This is a genomic window from Alkalihalobacillus sp. R86527, assembly GCF_042466185.1.
GTDB lineage: Bacteria > Bacillota > Bacilli > Bacillales > Guptibacillaceae > Guptibacillus.
In genome coordinates this window covers 3,323,293-3,342,550 of record NZ_JAXHBW010000001.1, presented here as the reverse complement: position 1 = coordinate 3,342,550, position 19,258 = coordinate 3,323,293, and the positions used below count along the sequence as shown (strand labels likewise).

At 42.8% G+C, this 19,258-nt stretch carries 13 protein-coding genes, 3 rRNA genes and 1 pseudogene; 13 read left to right on the top strand and 4 right to left on the bottom strand.

Annotated elements, in window-relative coordinates:
• Complete coding sequence (locus tag SJY16_RS17435; protein ID WP_377891179.1) at positions 1 to 729, bottom strand: glycerophosphodiester phosphodiesterase; 729 nt, start codon at positions 727 to 729, stop codon at positions 1 to 3.
• A 106-nt stretch (positions 730 to 835) separates the two neighbouring features.
• On the opposite strand from SJY16_RS17435, the gene SJY16_RS17430 reads away from it, so the two are divergent.
• Both SJY16_RS17430 and SJY16_RS17425 read left to right on the top strand, forming a co-directional pair.
• Positions 836 to 1,165, top strand: a complete 330-nt coding sequence (locus SJY16_RS17430; RefSeq protein ID WP_377891178.1) for a YmaF family protein — start codon at positions 836 to 838, stop codon at positions 1,163 to 1,165.
• Positions 1,166 to 1,322: 157 nt separating this feature from the next.
• Positions 1,323 to 2,495: a pyridoxal phosphate-dependent aminotransferase gene (locus SJY16_RS17425; protein WP_377891177.1), complete on the top strand. Its 1,173-nt coding sequence runs from the start codon at positions 1,323 to 1,325 to the stop codon at positions 2,493 to 2,495.
• Between the two features lie 47 nt (positions 2,496 to 2,542).
• On the opposite strand, the gene SJY16_RS17420 is transcribed toward SJY16_RS17425, so the two are convergent.
• The gene (locus SJY16_RS17420; protein ID WP_377891176.1) at positions 2,543 to 3,064 is read right to left on the bottom strand and encodes a GNAT family N-acetyltransferase; all 522 of its coding nucleotides are present in this window, start codon (positions 3,062 to 3,064) and stop codon (positions 2,543 to 2,545) included.
• Between the two features lie 124 nt (positions 3,065 to 3,188).
• Here SJY16_RS17420 and SJY16_RS17415 point away from each other — a divergent pair, with 124 nt between their 5' ends.
• Positions 3,189 to 4,076 (top strand): alpha/beta fold hydrolase, encoded by an 888-nt coding sequence (locus SJY16_RS17415; protein ID WP_377891174.1) that lies wholly within the window; start codon positions 3,189 to 3,191, stop codon positions 4,074 to 4,076.
• Positions 4,077 to 4,141: 65 nt separating this feature from the next.
• Here the strand turns inward: SJY16_RS17415 and SJY16_RS17410 are convergent, their stop codons facing one another.
• A complete protein-coding gene (locus SJY16_RS17410; protein ID WP_377891172.1) occupies positions 4,142 to 5,212 on the bottom strand; it encodes an ATP-binding protein in 1,071 nt (356 codons plus the stop codon).
• Between the two features lie 474 nt (positions 5,213 to 5,686).
• On the opposite strand from SJY16_RS17410, the gene SJY16_RS17405 reads away from it, so the two are divergent.
• The 10 genes and pseudogenes from SJY16_RS17405 (at position 5,687) to SJY16_RS17360 (ending at position 18,710) form a co-directional block, all read left to right on the top strand.
• On the top strand, positions 5,687 to 6,007 hold the full coding sequence (locus tag SJY16_RS17405; protein ID WP_377891170.1) for a CHY zinc finger protein: 321 nt from the start codon (positions 5,687 to 5,689) through the stop codon (positions 6,005 to 6,007).
• 756 nt (positions 6,008 to 6,763) lie between these two features.
• Positions 6,764 to 8,313 (top strand): 16S ribosomal RNA (locus SJY16_RS17400).
• A 261-nt stretch (positions 8,314 to 8,574) separates the two neighbouring features.
• Positions 8,575 to 11,503, top strand: a 23S ribosomal RNA gene (locus tag SJY16_RS17395).
• A gap of 183 nt (positions 11,504 to 11,686) precedes the next feature.
• A 5S ribosomal RNA gene (rrf, locus tag SJY16_RS17390) occupies positions 11,687 to 11,803 on the top strand.
• Together the 16S, 23S and 5S rRNA genes form the textbook arrangement of a ribosomal RNA operon.
• Before the next feature lie 537 nt (positions 11,804 to 12,340).
• Positions 12,341 to 13,204: pseudogene (locus tag SJY16_RS17385) on the top strand (cryptochrome/photolyase family protein).
• A 94-nt stretch (positions 13,205 to 13,298) separates the two neighbouring features.
• Entirely contained in the window at positions 13,299 to 14,783 is a 1,485-nt protein-coding gene (locus tag SJY16_RS17380; RefSeq protein ID WP_377891168.1) for a spore germination protein, read from the top strand.
• A gap of 12 nt (positions 14,784 to 14,795) precedes the next feature.
• Positions 14,796 to 15,881, top strand: a complete 1,086-nt coding sequence (locus SJY16_RS17375) for a GerAB/ArcD/ProY family transporter (protein WP_377891166.1) — start codon at positions 14,796 to 14,798, stop codon at positions 15,879 to 15,881.
• 2 nt (positions 15,882 to 15,883) lie between these two features.
• Positions 15,884 to 16,942, top strand: a complete 1,059-nt coding sequence (locus SJY16_RS17370; protein ID WP_377892311.1) for a Ger(x)C family spore germination protein — start codon at positions 15,884 to 15,886, stop codon at positions 16,940 to 16,942.
• A gap of 101 nt (positions 16,943 to 17,043) precedes the next feature.
• Positions 17,044 to 17,538 (top strand): Lrp/AsnC family transcriptional regulator, encoded by a 495-nt coding sequence (locus tag SJY16_RS17365; protein ID WP_377891165.1) that lies wholly within the window; start codon positions 17,044 to 17,046, stop codon positions 17,536 to 17,538.
• Positions 17,535 to 18,710: an aminotransferase gene (locus SJY16_RS17360; protein WP_377891163.1), complete on the top strand. Its 1,176-nt coding sequence runs from the start codon at positions 17,535 to 17,537 to the stop codon at positions 18,708 to 18,710. Before SJY16_RS17365 ends, SJY16_RS17360 begins: the two co-directional genes overlap by 4 nt.
• A 42-nt stretch (positions 18,711 to 18,752) precedes the next feature.
• Here the strand turns inward: SJY16_RS17360 and SJY16_RS17355 are convergent, their stop codons facing one another.
• On the bottom strand, positions 18,753 to 18,986 hold the full coding sequence (locus tag SJY16_RS17355; protein WP_377891161.1) for a hypothetical protein: 234 nt from the start codon (positions 18,984 to 18,986) through the stop codon (positions 18,753 to 18,755).
• Positions 18,987 to 19,258: the final 272 nt, after the last annotated feature.

The window sequence follows — 19,258 nt, the reverse complement described above, 5'->3', positions numbered from 1 at the left end:
TTATCGATTTCGGTTAACAGCAATGGCTGGGTAATCCGTAAAGATTCCATCACATCCTATGGCATCGAGGTGTTGGATTTGTTCTAGTGTATTTACGGTGAAAACTCTGAGAGGAATTCGATGTTTTCTAGTATGGTCTAGAAGATATTCATCTAAAGCATGATACTCGATGTGAATACTATTTGCTCCGGTTCTCTTCATATATTCCCACGGGTGTACGATTTTATCTCTGAGAAGGATCGCAGTCTCAATACGATGATCCTGCTTATAGACGCGTTGGACACTATAATGATTGAATGAAGAAACAACCGTTCTTTCGGTTAAATTATACTGATGCAAAAGCGCAATTACTTTTTCTTCAATACCTGTATAAGGGAGATATCCGGTTTTTAATTCTACATTAACGAGTAAAGATGTCGTCGTGAGCCAAGTGAAAATTTCTTCCAAGGTTGGAATCGGTTCACCTTGATACCTTTTCGAGTGCTTTCCACCAGCATCAAGCTTGCATAAATCCTCGTACCGATAATCTTTTACCCAGCCCACCCCATTTGTTGTTCGATCTACCTTCTCGTCGTGGATAACTACTGGGATGTCGTCTTTAGATAATTGCACATCAAATTCTATTCCATGGGCGCCAGCTTTTTCCGCTGCTTTAAAAGAGACGAGTGTATTTTCAGGGTGCGTGCCCGCTGATCCTCGATGGCCATAGACCTTTAAGGATGAATGCATAAGTCACCTCTTTCTTTTCATATGATAGATATACTTATCTTCTTTCTGTTTAGGAAGCTCTTTTCCTTTCGTGAAAATCGAATAATAAGGAAGAGGTGACAGGTGAATGTCCAAAGGAACCCAACTTCCTTTTGCACATACTCATCACTTTAAAACGATAACTTTTGAAAAAGATGATCATGAACATAACATTGTCGGTTTTAGCTTCCCAGCTAATGGGAGTGATTTTGACGACCACTTTCACAGAATGGAAGGAGTAACGTTGATCAAGCACCATCAGCATCGTTATAGTTTGAAAACAGGTCCTCCGATCCCTCTATCTGGTGGAGGGCATTATCATGAGTATGATGGTGAAACGTTCTCACATACAAAGCACGAACATTCTTTTTTTGGAAGAACAAGTAGACCTTTAGGGTACTATCCAATTAATTGGTAAAGAGGCGATATTCGCCTCTTTTTTTTATTCACCTCTTTTCTGGTGAATAGTGGTTAATGGATGTAGGAATCCATCCAGAAGCCTTTACATAAGTGATTTTTCAAGATAACATGAATTACTAGAATTTATAGAAAATTATAAATGGGATGTGAGTTGTTTGAAACAGTTTGAGCAATCGGACGCGTTAAAAAGACTACCTGAACAATTTTTCGCAAAGTTAGCCGGGAAAGTGAATCGGTACAAAGAAGCAGGTCACGATATTATTAATTTAGGACAGGGCAATCCTGATCAGCCCACTCCGGAGCATATTATCCATTCTCTTCAGTCTGCTGCTGAAAAGCCCGCTTTTCATAAATATCCTCCATTCAGGGGGGAGCCTTTTCTAAAACAAGCAGTAGCAGATTTCTATAAAAGGGAATTTGATGTGACTGTAGATCCTGAAAAGGAAGTTGCTGTGTTGTTCGGTGGGAAAGCTGGATTAGTAGAGGTTAGTCAATGTCTATTAAATAAAGGTGACAAAGCTTTGATGCCTGATCCTGGCTATCCAGATTATTGGTCTGGAGTAGCGATGGCTGAGGCAGAAATGCATCCCATGGCATTATTAGAAGAAAATGATTTTTTGCCAGATTATAATGCGATTTCTGAGGAAGATTTTGAGAAAGCAAAGCTCATGTTTTTGAACTATCCGAACAACCCTACAGGTGCGCAAGCAACAGAGTCGTTTTTTGAGGATACGATTAAGCTCGCAAATCAGCATGACTTCTGTGTAGTACATGATTTTGCGTATGGGGCAATTGGTTTTGATGGAAATCGACCGATCAGTTTTCTAGAAGTAGAGGGAGCAAAAGATGTAGGGATCGAAATTTATACGATGTCCAAAACCTTTAATATGGCTGGATGGCGAGTGGGCTTTGCCATTGGAAACCCATCTGTCATCGAAAGTATTAATCTTTTACAGGATCACCTGTATGTGAGTTTGTTTAGTGGGATTCAAGAAGCTGCGGCAGAAGCGCTTTTAGGTTCTCAAAAATGTGTAGAAGAGTTGGCTCAAACTTATGAAAGAAGAAGAAGTGTCTTAATCGAAGGATTAAGAGGAATTGGCTGGGACGTTAAGGCGCCCGCTGGATCTTTCTTCTCGTGGTTGAAGGTTCCAGATTCATTTACCTCTGAGGAGTTTGCAGATTATCTATTAGAAGAGGCGAAGGTAGTGGTAGCGCCTGGAAATGGATTCGGGGAATATGGCGAAGGTTATGTCAGAGCTGGACTGAATACGCCAGAAGATAGATTGGTAGAAGCGGTTAATCGCATTAAGCAGCTAGATTTGTTTTAAATCTGAACAGAAATGAAGGTCGCATTCTTTTGCGACCTTCATTGCGTTTAGGAACATACAGTTAATATGTCGTCGATCTCACTCCAACCATAAGCGGTTTCTAGTAAAATCTCTCCCCCAATCGATATGTCCTTTTCTGTCACAACGGTAGGATTGAAATGGAGGTAAAATTGATCAGCGGGATTGCCGTTAAGAACCCAGACAAGCATTGAATGGCATCCATCATTTTTTAATTCTTGAGCTACGTTGCATAGGAGTTTCTTACCAGCTCCTTTACGATGTGCACTTTCCAATAGATAGATAGCATATAGTTCGCCATCATACGGAAGGTCTTCACTTCGATTCTTTCCTCCATTTGCAAAACCGACGATTTCGTTTTTATCATTTACTGCTACAAATATGCTATTGCCTGCTTCTAGCCCTTTCTTCCAGCGAGCTTCTCGCACTTTCATATCTAAAGAGTCCAGAAATAAGCTAGGTACAATGCCCTGGTATGTTGTGCGCCAACTGTTCACATGAACCCTTGCAATATCGGTTGAATCTTCTACCACAGCTTTTCGTATCTTCATAATTGTCCCCCATAAATGTAAATGTCAGATAGTGCATTTTCCTTAATTTGTTTTCTACATAAAGGGGATGATTCCCTCCCAGTCGAAGTAGGTTTAGGAAGGGAAGTACGAAAGGAAGGTTAAGATGAAAGAATTCGAAATCACCGTCGACGGCCAATCTATTCATGGAATGAAGTGGGGTAACCCAGAAAACCCTCCGGTAATTTGCCTGCATGGATTAACGAACAATGCGTTAGGATTTATTGAGGTGGCAGAAGAGTTACAAGATCAATTTCATTTGATTGCTTTTGACTTACCGGGTCATGGAAAAACAGATGCGTTTATGGATGAACATTCCTATCTCTTCACACCATTTTCGAAATGGCTCAATAATATCATATCGAAAGTGTGTACAGGTCCATTTTATATGCTAGGTCATTCATGGGGAGCGGCAATTGCTGTTCATTACTCCAGGTTGTATAAGGAAGATGTGAAGGGGGTTGTGATGTTGGATGGAGGATATATCTGTCCTTCTGATGAGCCTTCTATGAATCTAGAAGAGCATCTTCAAAACACTTCCAACTGGATTAAAGACTCTCATTTCAAATCCATTAAAGAATATGAAGAGAAGAAGAAAAAGGAAGTTGGAAGATGGTCTAAGGCATTGGAACAAATGATTCGCGCGGACATGACTATGGATGGCGATGGGGTACGAATGAGAACGAGAGAGGAAACTGCACGGGCAATTATGAAAGCGGTCTATAATGAACCATCAAGTAAAATATTTAAAGACATAACGGTTCCAGTATACTTGTTAAGAGGAACTCTACCTGAAGAAGCAGAACCGGTCAGAGTTGATGCAGTGGATTCGATGCGAGAAGTGATTAAGAGTGAGTGTAGAATTAGTGCAATCGAAGAAGCGGGGCATATTCTGCATTGGCAAAAGCCGACGGAAGTAACAAGCGAAATTCGCGGGTGGCTAGCTGCGCAGGAAGACCTTACTTCTATTGAAAACACCCCGCGTTCATTGTAGATAATAATGAAAAAAACACCGCCTGAGTCGTATTAATAATAACGACATACGGGGGTGTTTTTTTGTTAAGTAAAATTAATCGGTAAGATGACAGTTATTTCGGTTCCTTGTCCGACTGAACTGTCTATCTGAAGCCGTCCTTTATGTTTATCGATTATTCGTTTGCAAATCGCTAGTCCAAGACCAGTGCCATTCTTCTTTGTAGTGTAGAATGGTGAGCCTAATTTATCGATATCTTCCTGGGAGATTCCCTCGCCATGATCTCTAATCGATACTTGTATATGTTCTTCGTTGGTAGCGATTTTGATGAAGATTCTTCCACCATCGCGGCTTGCTTCTATGGCATTTTTGATAATGTTAATAAACACCTGTTTTAATTGATTGTTTTCGCAATAAACCTGTGAAGGGATATCGGGATACTCTGTTGTTAATACGATAGATTCCATATTCGCCTGAGCGTTCAGTAATTCGATCACTTCTTCAATAATGTGATCGATGCGATAGTGGCTGAAATGTATTTTGTTAGGCTTCGCTAATATTAAAAATTCGTCGATGATTTGCTCGATGCGATTAAACTCTGTATCCATCACTTTTATATAGCGCTCAATGTCTTGATTACTGTTCTCGGAATCTATTAATTTCAAAAAGCCTTTGAGTGAAGTGAGGGGGTTTTTCAATTCGTGCCCAATTCCAGCAGCTAGCTGACCGACAACGGAAAGTTTCTCAGATTGAACCATTTGTTCTTCGTTAATTCGTTTTTCAGTTATATCTTTAGCAGTTCCGATTAAGTTAGCAACAGTATTCTCTTCTATAATAGGAACGAGAGTAATATCGAACATTCGGTAGCCCTGCTCTGGAAACGTGTACGCTTCTTCAAAGTGCAATGTTTCTTTTCGGATAATTACTTCTTGAAAACGTCGAATCGCTTTAATACCTTGATCGACACCTAAAAACTCTTCGATTCTTTTTCCTGAAATATTCTTTTTCGTTGTTTGATAATGTGCTAGGTATCCCTCATTAATAGCTTCGATCTCATAATGCTGTAAATCGACCACCCTAATAAGAAAAATTAGATCTGATATATGGCGAAAGATAAGCTTAAGGTTGTTTGTGTCTAGGCCGCTTTCCTTTTCCATTACATATCCCCCATTTATCTCCCTAGTTTTGTTTGCTTAATTGGATTGTTCTTCAACTTGTGAAAATATCAAGAGAACATCGAATATGAAGATAAGTGTTTGGCGTTCTTTGTGTACCTTTTATTCTAGATTGCTTACAGAGAAGGGATGCTATAAAGTTGTAATAAAAGAAGTTTATTGTAGCTCTTATTCTTGGCGGGCTATTGATAGAAGGTTAGGAATAATTGAGATGTAAAACAAGCTCTCCCGTGGGCAGGTTCGCAATATACTAAAGGTTTATAATCCACTAAATAACATACCCATCTCATGGAAAAAATAAACAAAGATCGCGCTGTAATGATAACAGCTTGCCTTTCCTATAAGAAGATAGACTATTAAGGTCAGCCAGGGAGATTATCTTGGAAAGACCTAGAATAGGTACGAGGTGTTTTTGGCAAAGAAAACGTTGGAAGTAGTGGTAGGAGGAGTACTGAGATGAACATTGAGATAAAGGGAAAACCGATTGACCAAGAAACAAGGTGCGAGCATTATCATAATGAAAACGATATTGTTGCGATTAAATTCTGTTGTTGCAACTCATATTTTCCTTGTTATAAGTGCCATGAAGAATCAACTGATCACAAGGTGGAATTATGGCCACAAGAGAAATTTGGTGAGTTAGCAGTGTTGTGTGGAAAGTGTAATACCGAGCTCTCGATCCATCATTATCTGACCTCTGGTTCAACTTGCTTATCTTGTGGCGCAGCATTCAACGATAAATGTTCACTTCATTACCATTTATATTTTCAATTGTAGTGAATACCTGTATCTTACAGTTTGGCAATCCAATTATATGTTCAGTTTAATAGGTTTACTTATCAGATGGAGATGAGCATTCTTTCAGGTTCTGCCTCAAGAAATGTAGGTTTTAATTCAATCGATAGTATTAGTGTGAAAAAAACGGTTTTATTCTTTTGATTATCCTTATGTTTATCGGTGCAGGTAACGGTCCGACTAGGGGAGAAATCAAGTTAACAACATGTATTGCAATGACTCTCTCATTTAATATGTTATTAGAAGGAGAAAGCGACTGTTTATCAAACAGTGTTCTCCATTTTGAACTGTAGGACTTTCGTTTGGAAGAATAGTTGATTTAAAGCTGCTTGGAAAAAGTGATCTTGATGATAGGAAAACTTCCTTTAATTCTTGCATTTACTTTAGCCTTAAAGAAAGTCTCTAAGATACCTATAGGAAGATCTATTTACTGGTTGAACAACCTCCCTTAAACTGGGAGAAAGTTTTTTGGAATAAGATGTTGACGAGATTTGGAGGCCGTGGTAAGATATTACTTGTCACTTCGAAAAGCGACGCCAACCGATTTTATAAATTATAAAAAAGTGTTGACACATTACAACGTTGCTGTTAAAGTAGAAGTTGTCACTCGGAAAAACAAACGAGTTAGACGAAATGGTAGTTTAATAGAATTACAATTGATCTTTGAAAACTGAACGAAACGCCATGCAAGAAATTGTTTCTACGGAAACAACAAGTTTTAAAGCTAGATTAGACTTTCTATCGGAGAGTTTGATCCTGGCTCAGGACGAACGCTGGCGGCGTGCCTAATACATGCAAGTCGAGCGGAGAAATAGGAGCTTGCTCCTATTTCTCAGCGGCGGACGGGTGAGTAACACGTGGGCAACCTGCCCTACAGACTGGGATAACTCCGGGAAACCGGAGCTAATACCGGGTAATACATAGCATCGCATGATGCAACGTTGAAAGTTGGCCTTTGGCTAACACTGTAGGATGGGCCCGCGGCGCATTAGCTAGTTGGTAAGGTAATGGCTTACCAAGGCAACGATGCGTAGCCGACCTGAGAGGGTGATCGGCCACACTGGGACTGAGACACGGCCCAGACTCCTACGGGAGGCAGCAGTAGGGAATCTTCCGCAATGGACGAAAGTCTGACGGAGCAACGCCGCGTGAGTGACGAAGGCTTTCGGGTCGTAAAGCTCTGTTGTTAGGGAAGAACAAGTACCGTTCGAATAGGGCGGTACCTTGACGGTACCTAACCAGAAAGCCACGGCTAACTACGTGCCAGCAGCCGCGGTAATACGTAGGTGGCAAGCGTTGTCCGGAATTATTGGGCGTAAAGCGCGCGCAGGCGGTCTCTTAAGTCTGATGTGAAAGCCCACGGCTCAACCGTGGAGGGCCATTGGAAACTGGGGGACTTGAGTGCAGAAGAGGAGAGTGGAATTCCACGTGTAGCGGTGAAATGCGTAGATATGTGGAGGAACACCAGTGGCGAAGGCGGCTCTCTGGTCTGTAACTGACGCTGAGGCGCGAAAGCGTGGGGAGCGAACAGGATTAGATACCCTGGTAGTCCACGCCGTAAACGATGAGTGCTAGGTGTTGGGGGGTTCCACCCTCAGTGCTGAAGTTAACACATTAAGCACTCCGCCTGGGGAGTACGACCGCAAGGTTGAAACTCAAAGGAATTGACGGGGGCCCGCACAAGCAGTGGAGCATGTGGTTTAATTCGAAGCAACGCGAAGAACCTTACCAGGTCTTGACATCCTCTGCCACTCCTAGAGATAGGACGTTCCCCTTCGGGGGACAGAGTGACAGGTGGTGCATGGTTGTCGTCAGCTCGTGTCGTGAGATGTTGGGTTAAGTCCCGCAACGAGCGCAACCCTTGATCTTAGTTGCCAGCATTCAGTTGGGCACTCTAAGGTGACTGCCGGTGACAAACCGGAGGAAGGTGGGGACGACGTCAAATCATCATGCCCCTTATGACCTGGGCTACACACGTGCTACAATGGACGGTACAAAGGGCTGCGACACCGCGAGGTGAAGCGAATCCCATAAAGCCGTTCTCAGTTCGGATTGTAGGCTGCAACTCGCCTGCATGAAGCCGGAATTGCTAGTAATCGCGGATCAGCATGCCGCGGTGAATACGTTCCCGGGCCTTGTACACACCGCCCGTCACACCACGAGAGTTTGTAACACCCGAAGTCGGTGAGGTAACCTTTTGGAGCCAGCCGCCGAAGGTGGGACAAATGATTGGGGTGAAGTCGTAACAAGGTAGCCGTATCGGAAGGTGCGGCTGGATCACCTCCTTTCTATGGAGAATTACGAGGCAACATTGGTTGCCAAACTTGCATGAGCGTTTCGTTTAGTTTTGAAAGAATGATTGTATTCTTTCAAAACAGGCTGATTTGATGAAGCATTAGCGGATTCAAGAAGTAGCCACGTTCCTTGAAAACTAGATAGCATAAACAACGACATCCAATAAAGAATTATTTTTTGCGTTATTTCTTAGTTAGTCACATCTTACGATGTGCATCGATGGAGTTAGAGACTTTGTTTCTAATGAAATCTAAGGTTAAGCTACTAAGGGCGCACGGTGGATGCCTTGGCACTAGAAGCCGATGAAGGACGGGACGAACACCGATATGCTTCGGGGAGCAGTAAGTACGCTTTGATCCGGAGATTTCCGAATGGGGGAACCCACCATCCGTAATGGGATGGTATCTATTTCTGAATACATAGGAGATAGAAGGCATACCCGGGGAACTGAAACATCTCAGTACCCGGAGGAAGAGAAAGCAATCGCGATTTCCTGAGTAGCGGCGAGCGAAACGGAATCAGCCCAAACCAGAGGGCTTGCCCTCTGGGGTTGTAGGACGTCTCATTGGAGTTACAAAGGCACGGATAGACGAAGCGACCTGGAAAGGTCCATCAGAGAAGGTAACAATCCTGTAGTCAAAATCCGCTGCCCTCCGAGACGGATCCTGAGTACGGCGGGACACGTGAAACCCCGTCGGAATCCGGGAGGACCATCTCCCAAGGCTAAATACTCTCTAGTGACCGATAGTGAACCAGTACCGTGAGGGAAAGGTGAAAAGCACCCCGGAAGGGGAGTGAAAGAGAACCTGAAACCGTGTGCCTACAACTAGTTGGAGCCCGTTAATGGGTGACAGCGTGCCTTTTGTAGAATGAACCGGCGAGTTACGATCCCGTGCAAGGTTAAGCCGAGAAGGCGGAGCCGCAGCGAAAGCGAGTCTGAATAGGGCGAAATAGTACGTGGTCGTAGACCCGAAACCGGGTGATCTACCCATGTCCAGGGTGAAGTTCAGGTAACACTGAATGGAGGCCCGAACCCACGCATGTTGAAAAATGCGGGGATGAGGTGTGGGTAGCGGTGAAATGCCAATCGAACCCGGAGATAGCTGGTTCTCTCCGAAATAGCTTTAGGGCTAGCCTCGCGGCAAGAATCTTGGAGGTAGAGCACTGATTGGACTAGGGGTCCCTACCGGATTACCGAATCCAGTCAAACTCCGAATGCCAACGATTTATCCGCGGGAGTCAGACTGCGAGTGATAAGATCCGTAGTCGAGAGGGAAACAGCCCAGACCACCAGCTAAGGTCCCAAAGTATACGTTAAGTGGAAAAGGATGTGGCGTTGCTTAGACAACCAGGATGTTGGCTTAGAAGCAGCCATCATTTAAAGAGTGCGTAATAGCTCACTGGTCGAGTGACGCTGCGCCGAAAATGTACCGGGGCTAAACGTATCACCGAAGCTGTGGATTGTCTTACGACAATGGTAGGAGAGCGTTCTAAGGGCTGCGAAGTCAGACCGAAAGGACTGGTGGAGCGCTTAGAAGTGAGAATGCCGGTATGAGTAGCGAAAGACAAGTGAGAATCTTGTCCGTCGAAAGCCCAAGGTTTCCTGAGGAAGGCTCGTCCGCTCAGGGTTAGTCGGGACCTAAGCCGAGGCCGAAAGGCGTAGGCGATGGATAACAGGTTGATATTCCTGTACCACCTCCTTTCCGTTTGAACGACGGGGGGACGCAGAAAGATAGGGAGAGCGCGCTGCTGGAAATGCGCGTCCAAGCGATTAGGCTGGTGAATAGGCAAATCCGTTCACCGCGAAGGCTGAGTCGTGATGGCGAGGGAATTAAGTACCGAAGTCCCTGATTCTACACTGCCAAGAAAAGCCTCTAGTGAGGAAAGAGGTGCCCGTACCGCAAACCGACACAGGTAGGCGAGGAGAGAATCCTAAGACGATCGGGAGAACTCTCGTTAAGGAACTCGGCAAAATGACCCCGTAACTTCGGGAGAAGGGGTGCTTCCTCGGGTGAATAGCCCAGGGGAGCCGCAGTGAAAAGATCCAAGCGACTGTTTAGCAAAAACACAGGTCTCTGCCAAGCCGCAAGGCGATGTATAGGGGCTGACACCTGCCCGGTGCTGGAAGGTTAAGAGGAGGGGTTATCCCTTACGGGAGAAGCTCTGAATCGAAGCCCCAGTAAACGGCGGCCGTAACTATAACGGTCCTAAGGTAGCGAAATTCCTTGTCGGGTAAGTTCCGACCCGCACGAAAGGTGCAACGACTTGGATACTGTCTCAACGAGAGACCCGGTGAAATTATAGTACCTGTGAAGATGCAGGTTACCCGCGACAGGACGGAAAGACCCCATGGAGCTTTACTGTAGCCTGATATTGGATTTTGGTACAGCTTGTACAGGATAGGTAGGAGCCATAGAAGCCGGACCGCTAGGTTCGGTGGAGGCGTCGGTGGGATACTACCCTGGCTGTACTGACATTCTAACCCAGCACCGTAATCCGGTGCGGAGACAGTGTCAGGTGGGCAGTTTGACTGGGGCGGTCGCCTCCTAAAGAGTAACGGAGGCGCCCAAAGGTTCCCTCAGAATGGTTGGAAATCATTCGCAGAGTGTAAAGGCACAAGGGAGCTTGACTGCGAGACCTACAAGTCGAGCAGGGACGAAAGTCGGGCTTAGTGATCCGGTGGTTCCGCATGGAAGGGCCATCGCTCAACGGATAAAAGCTACCCTGGGGATAACAGGCTTATCTCCCCCAAGAGTCCACATCGACGGGGAGGTTTGGCACCTCGATGTCGGCTCATCGCATCCTGGGGCTGAAGTAGGTCCCAAGGGTTGGGCTGTTCGCCCATTAAAGCGGTACGCGAGCTGGGTTCAGAACGTCGTGAGACAGTTCGGTCCCTATCCGTCGCGGGCGCAGGAAATTTGAGAGGAGCTGTCCTTAGTACGAGAGGACCGGGATGGACACACCGCTGGTGTACCAGTTGTTCCGCCAGGAGCATAGCTGGGTAGCTACGTGTGGAAGGGATAAGTGCTGAAAGCATCTAAGCATGAAGCCCCCCTCGAGATGAGATTTCCCACAGCGTCAAGCTGGTAAGATCCCTCAGAGATGATGAGGTTGATAGGTTCGGGGTGGAAGCGTGGCGACACGTGGAGCTGACGAATACTAATCGATCGAGGGCTTAACCAAAACGAAAAGTAAAGCAGGCTTGGTCATATTCGCAGACCATTGGAGCTCTTGAACAGAAGGCGTTTTTCGCCTGAAGTGAAAGAGTGAAATGGGCAAGAATATAGCCTGCGGCACTAGACATCGCGAAAAAATATTGGAATACGTTGTTGCATGCTATCTAGTTTTCAGGGAATACCTGAATAGTCTAGTGATGAAGGCGAAGAGGTCACACCCGTTCCCATGCCGAACACGGAAGTTAAGCTCTTCAGCGCCGATGGTAGTTGGGGGATCTCCCCCTGCAAGAGTAGGACGTCGCTAGGCAAATGAGAAGTCGGAGGTCATTATGATCTCTGGCTTTTTTGTGTGAGTTTTTAGGTTCCTAGAGCTGAACCGTAAGGTTAGCATCTTCATTGAAGGAACGTGCAAAAACATCCCCGAAAGCTTCGTAGGGGTGGGAGAAACAAGAAATTCGAGGAAGCAAGTGAGTTTGGACCGGAGTAGATAGTCGGAGATCTATGAGGATCCAGGATCGCGCAGCTGGCGAGTTCGTAGCTTATCGCGCCCCGTATGAGAACACGGAAGTTAAGCTCTTCAGCGCCGATGGTAGTTGGGGGATCTCCCCCTGAGCAGGACGTCGCTAGGCAAGTGAGAAGTCAGAGATCATTGTGGTCTCTGGCTTTTTTTGTGTTGTATGAATTTGGTTTTGAGTCATCAAAGATCAGAACTTCAGTTTCGAGGAAATCACGAAATATCCCCCTCAAAGCAGAAGAGGCCCCATCCTAGCAAAACTCTCATTTACAAATTGATAAAGCGAAATTAACGGCGTTTGCGCGTTCATTTAATGAGGATATTGATGAAATGTCAGCTGAAGAATTTGCATCAGTATTGAGTCGATGCGGACGAACATGGCAAGGAATTGGGGAAGAACATGCGCGAAATCGTGCAAATGATTTTGTAAGTAATCGTTTAAAGGACTATGGAGGCAATCGTGATTTACCATATGTGATAGGGACGAGTAGGCTTTCGCCCTATTTGAAAACAGGGTGTCTATCGGTCAGAACTTTATATCACCTTGTTGTGGAGCAAGATGATTCAGGTGTGGAAGCTTTTATACAAGAGCTTGCCTGGAGAGATTTTTATGGAATGGTCCATTATTATTTTCCAACGTTAAGAGAAGAGGAGTTTCATTCAAACTATCGTGACCTTCCATGGAATCGTAACGGTGAAGAATGGTTACAGAGATGGAAAGATGGCCAAACAGGCTTTCCAATAGTGGACGGTGGGATGAGGCAATTAAACAAGGAAGGGTAGATGCATAATCGGCTTAGAATGATTACAGCATCTTTCCTTATTAAGGATTACATGATCGATTGGAGACTCGGGGACAAGTATTTTGAGCAGAAGTTAATCGACCACGATGAATCATCGAATGCAGGGGGATGGCAGTGGGCGGCTTCTACAGGAACAGGTGCTGTACCGTATTTCAGAGTATTTAATCCTACCATTCAAGGCGAGCGTTTCGACCCAGATGGCACGTTTAGTAAGAAGTATGTGGAAGAGTTGAAAAGTGTCCCTTCTACTTTCATACACACTCCCTCTAACATGAATGATGAGGAACAAGTTGAAAGTAATTGCATAATTGGGAGTGACTATCCACATCCAACGGTTAATCATAAAGAACAAAGAAAGAAAGTAATAGCTATCTATAAAGAACATTCTTAAACCAGGTGCCGAGGTGCCTGGTTTTTGTATTGGATAACGAAAGTAGAAATGCACATGCTACGAAAAAGAGAATTTGGCAGCGGAGCTGATTGATGTGAAGTGGTTTCAGAAAACAGAAAAAGAGATGACGTTAGATGAAGTATTAGAGGATCTGAGTCAGTCTACAGATTTTGTGACTTACCAAAACAAAGCAAGTGTGATTCCCTATACCGTTATTTATTTTGCTTCGATCATCGATCCTGCGCAACTTCATCGTGTTGTGCTGACTAAGCTCAATGAAAGTGAAATGAAATCTCTTGAAGAACTTGAGGGCCTTATTCCGATAGAAAATCTTGAAATAACCTCTGATGCTAAGAAAATTCAAGAACGGTTGATGTCTGGCTATCTAGCTGTACGATTGAACAAAAGTAAAAACGTATTGTTAATGGATCTAAGCCTAAGAAAATCAAGGGATCTATCAGCCCCAGAAATTGAATTCAGTGTAATGGGACCAAAAGAAGGCTTGATTGAAGACCTTCAAACAAACATGAACTTAATAAGAAGACGCATTCCGCACCCAAAGTTAAGGATGAAAAAGATAACGATTGGAACAGTTTCAAAAACGAAGGTAATCGTTACGTATATTGAAGATATAGCGGCAGAACAAAATGTTAATACTGTTATACAAAGGTTAGAAGACTTGGATTTTGACTTGATTGCTGACTCGTCTGTTATAGGGCAGATGTTGGAAGACAACTCTTTCTCAGTTTTCCCCCAGATGATTGACACGGAACGGACTGATCGTATAACGGGGCACTTAAATTATGGAGCAGTGGCGATTCTTGTGGAGGGATCTTCAAATGCTTTGATTGGTCCGATTAACTTTGGTCAACTTCTTGTTTCATATGAAGATTATTATCTAGGCTGGAATATTGCATCATTCTTTCGCATCATCAGAATGATGTCGATCTTAATGTCGATCGTTGCTACACCACTGTATGTAGCCGTTTTAACGTACCACTTTGAATTGTTTCCATCCAAACTCCTTGCAACATTAATCTCTTCAAGGAGTGACATTCCGTTTATTCCAGTTATCGAAGTATTATTTCTTGAGATAACCATCGATCTTTTGCGTGAGGCTGGAGCGAGAATGCCTTCTAAAGTTGGACAGACTCTAGGTATCGTAGGAGGTATCGTAATTGGTACGGCTGCTGTAGAAGCCTCTCTTACAAGCAATATTTTATTGATAATCGTTGCGTTATCTGCGCTTGCTTCATTTACTACTCCAGTTTACCGGATGACCAATACGATCAGGTTCTTAAGGTATCCATTAATATTATTTGCTCAGTTTCTGGGCTTGATTGGAATTGCTCTTTTCGGATTGTTTGTAATGGTTCATTTAATAAGGCTTACATCATTAGGAAGTCCATATTTAGCACCACTTTATCCACCAAGAGTAAAGGATTGGTATGACTCGTTTTTTCGCTTACCGTATGTCATGCAAAAAAAGAGGTCTCATTTCTTTCGAGCAGAAAAAGTCTCTCGATTCTTTGATAAAAAAGAAAAAAAGCCTAATTCACTTGATTTCGATGAGCAGTAGAGGGTGATGTTATTGGAACACAGTAGAAGGAAGGATATCCTTGTTTCTTCTTTTCTAGTCATGTTTATCATTCATAGCAATCAGGTTGGAGTCGGTATTCTTGGCTTTCCAAGGTATATCACCCAATACACTGACCAAGATGCATGGATTGTGGTAATCATAACAGGACTTATTTTTCATGTGTTTGTTTGGATGATGTACGGCATACTTGGTGATGATAACGCGGATATTATCGATTTACAGAAAAAGTGGTTTGGTAGCTGGATTGGAGGTTTCCTTAATCTCCTATTGATGGTCTATCTCTTACTAGGTGCTGTTGTGGTACTTAGAACGTTTATCGAAGTGATACAGGCCTGGATGTTTCCGGAGCTACAAACTTGGATTCCAGCTTTAATGTATCTGTTGCTAACCTATTACGTGTTGGCAGGGGGCTTTCGAACGGTAGTCGGAGTCTCGTTTTTCGGTGTGATCTTCCCTATTTGGTTACTGATTACTGCCGTGTCACCAGCAAAATTTTCGTCCTATACAAATTTACTCCCAGTATTTGATCACTCATTAAAGGAATTTGCGATGGGGACAAAACAAATGACATTGAGTTTTCTTGGAGCTGAAATTTTACTTTTTGCGTATCCTTTTCTTAAAAACCCGAAAACATCTAAGGTATGGGCTCACATCGGTATTGTTGCGACAACTATGATTTACCTGATCGTAGCAATCATATCGATTGCGTTCTATAGTGGCGAACAACTTCAGCAAACCATCTGGTCAACGTTAATTTCATGGAAAATGGTTGAGCTTCCTTTTGTGGAACGTTTCGAATATATAGGGATTACGTTTTGGTGTTTTGTTATTTTTCCTAACGTGTGTTTATATATTTGGGCAGCTACAAGAATTGGGAAAAAAACGTTACATATAAAGCAAAAACATTTTTCAGTAGTGGTCCTGGCGATCGTTTTCATATCCTGTATTTTCATATCCACTCGTGAGCAAGTGGACTTTATAAACTCGTTCACAGCTTCGATCGGTACGTACTTTTTCTATGTTTATATTCCGATTATCTTCTTATATTGTTTCATTCGAAGGAGAGTGAAGAGGTGAGAATGAAAATCCTACTATTCATCATGTGTCTAGTCATGACAGGATGTGTATCGACTGAGGTTATCGATGAAGTTCCGGTCGTTTTTATTGCAGGTTATGATAAAGGAACCGACGATCAGATTAAAGGTACCATTTCTCTTCAAAGGTTCAAACCGAATCAGGAGGTTGAAACAAGAACCTTTCAAGCTGAAGCCAGAACTGCAAAAGGGCTGAGAAATCATTTGAGTGGTGTGCCAAAACCGATAACGATAGGAAAGATGGCTGTTATTCTGTTTGGTGAAGAAGAAGCGGAACACGGTGTATTGAGGGTTTTGGATAGTTTTCTTCGTGATCCTGCATCGGGGCGTTTGACTTACGTTGGAGTAGTTGAAGGGAGCGCAGGAGATTTAATTAAAGAAGAGTTTCAATACCTTCAGGGAATTGGCCCTTTTCTCCAAATATTAATCCGTCAGTCGATCGAATATGGGAATATGCCTCAAAACAACCTACATTTATTCGATTACAAATATTATGGAAAAGGCATGGACCCCTATATGCCACTTCTAAAAAAAACAAAAAATGAAATAGAGATTACTGGTTTGGCACTGTTTAAAGGCGAAAAAATGGTTGGAAAGCTAGATTTAGAGGAGATGTTTATGTTTGCGTTAATTAATAAAAAACACAAATCAGGTTTATTCGAAATCTCTCTCTCCGACCAAAACTATGTATCGCTTCATCAAGTTAAATCAGATGTTACTTATAAAATTAGAAACGGAAACACGTCTCCTAAGGTTCAGATCGAACTGGATATCAAAGCGAATATTGCCCAGTATACTGGGGATAAGCTTGATGAAAGAATTAAGAACAAAATTGCAAAGGAGTTTGAAGAGAAAATTGAAAAAGACAGTCAGAAATTGATGAAGAAATTTCAAGACTTGAAAATTGATCCTCTAGCACTAGGGGATCGAGCAAGGAGTCAGACGAGACAATTTGATTTCTCCAATTGGAAAAATCACTATCCTGATTTAAATATATCCGTTAAGGCGGATGTTGCTATATTAGAATCAGGTATAATTGATTAGGAAAGGCGTTGAATTTCAAGATTTAACGCATCGCCTCATCAATGAAATAAAGGCATAACCATGATATAGTAGAAAAAATGCAGTTAACTGGGGGAACTGAAATGAATGACAAAGAGATCGAAATCCTAGAAATATTAGAAGATAATGCGCGTATACCGATGGATGTGCTCGCTGATATGGTTGAACTATCAGTAGAAGAAGTAGAAAAAACAATACATTCCCTTGAAGAGCAAAACATCATCTTGAATTATTCTTCCGTAATAAATTGGGATAAAGCAGAGGGAAAAGATGGTGTGGTTGCTATGATCGATGTAAAAGTGACACCAAAACGTGATGTTGGTTTTGATGATGTAGCTGAACGTATTTATCGTTTTCCTGAAGTGAAAACTGTTTATTTGATGTCTGGTGCTTACGATCTTTCTGTTCAGATTGAAGGGAAAACGATGAAAGAAGTAGCGTTCTTTGTTTCAAACAAACTGTCTACCCTTGATTCTGTCCTTTCGACAACGACTCATTTTCTATTGAAGAAATATAAACATGATGGTGTGATATTTGAACCAGAGCAGAAAGATAAACGGATCGTGGTGTCACCATGAGGCAGGTTCAAAGTGAATATGTTTCAAAAAATGCTGCGAAATTAAAACCTTCAGGCATTCGAAAGTTCTTTGATTTAGCATCTCAAATGGATAATGTTATTTCTCTAGGTGTGGGTGAGCCTGATTTCGTAACGCCCTGGAACGTCTGTGAAGCGGGGTATGCATCGTTAGAAAACGGCTATACGGCTTATACGCCCAATGCAGGTTTATTAGAATTACGTAAGGAGATCTCCTCTTATCTTAATGAACAGTTTGCACTGTCTTATTCACCAGAATCAGAAATCGTTTGTACGGTTGGTGCAAGTCAGGCAATCGATTTAGCATTCCGTTCGATTCTTGATACCGGTGATGAGGTAATTATTGTCGAGCCTGGATTTGTCGCTTATTCACCTGCTGTCACACTTGCTGGTGGCACACCTGTATCTCTTAAAACGGTGGAAGAAGATGAGTTTAAACTCACTTCTGAGAAATTGAAATCGGCTATTACAGAAAAAACAAAGGCAGTTCTAATCTGTTTTCCTAGTAATCCTACAGGGGCAACAATGACAGAAGAGGAATTGAAAGATGTTGCACAAGTCATTAAAGATCATGATTTATTAGTTCTGTCTGATGAAATTTATGCAGAGCTTACATATGATGAAACTCATTACAGCATTGCTCGTATTCCAGGAATGAGAGAAAGAACGATTCTTATCTCCGGATTTTCAAAAGCGTTTGCGATGACTGGGTGGAGACTTGGTTATGTTACGGGTCCTAAAGAGATTTTGAGTGTAATGCTTACGATTCATCAATATACAATGATGTGCGCTCCTACTATAGCTCAACATGGTGCTTTAGAGGCCCTTCGTAACGGTCGTGAAGATTTAGAGAGGATGAAGCGCAGCTACCGCCAAAGAAGGAATTTTATCGTAAAATCCTTTAATCGAATGGGACTGTCATGTCGCATGCCTGGTGGCGCTTTTTATGCTTTTCCATCAATTCAATCTACTGGCATGTCATCGGATGAATTTGCGGAAAAGCTATTACATGAAGAACGCGTAGCCGTTGTGCCTGGCCACGTTTTTGGAGCAGGAGGAGAAGGGTATGTACGCTGTTCATATGCCACTTCCCTTGAATCCCTTCAGGAAGCAGTGAAACGAATCGAGCGGTTCGTAAACAAAAACACCGAATAAATAGAACAAAGCCGTCCTGCATTCAGGACGGCTTTGTTTGCTTTAATAATTTGTGGAATCATTATCGTATGATTTCGTTTGCTTTGAAACCAGCTGACGAAGAAGTTCATTTTGCTCTTGATCAGAAGCAGTCTTTCGCTTCATGAAACCCATAGTTTTAAAAATAAATACGATTGATAAAATCACGATAAATAACATGATTGCCATGTAAAGGAAGCCGAATAATCCGAAGAGTATCCCCATTCCTTCCATCATTCCTTGGTTCTGTTCCATCAATTGTGTCACCTCCTATTTGCGAATACATATACAAGTTTACATGATTGAAAATCAAATGTAATGCCCAAGCATTCAACTACAATCTTCTTATAGGGAGAGATTTACCAGAAGCTTTTCTCGCAAAACATGTTATGATATTATTATCAGGTTGGAGAGTTCGGAATTCCCTCCTCTCGTAAAACAAAACTAGGGACGATGAAATGGACGATGCCTTCTCTATGAAAGAAGGTTTTTTCATGCGTCTCCCTCTAAAGAATAAAGAAGGGAGCTTT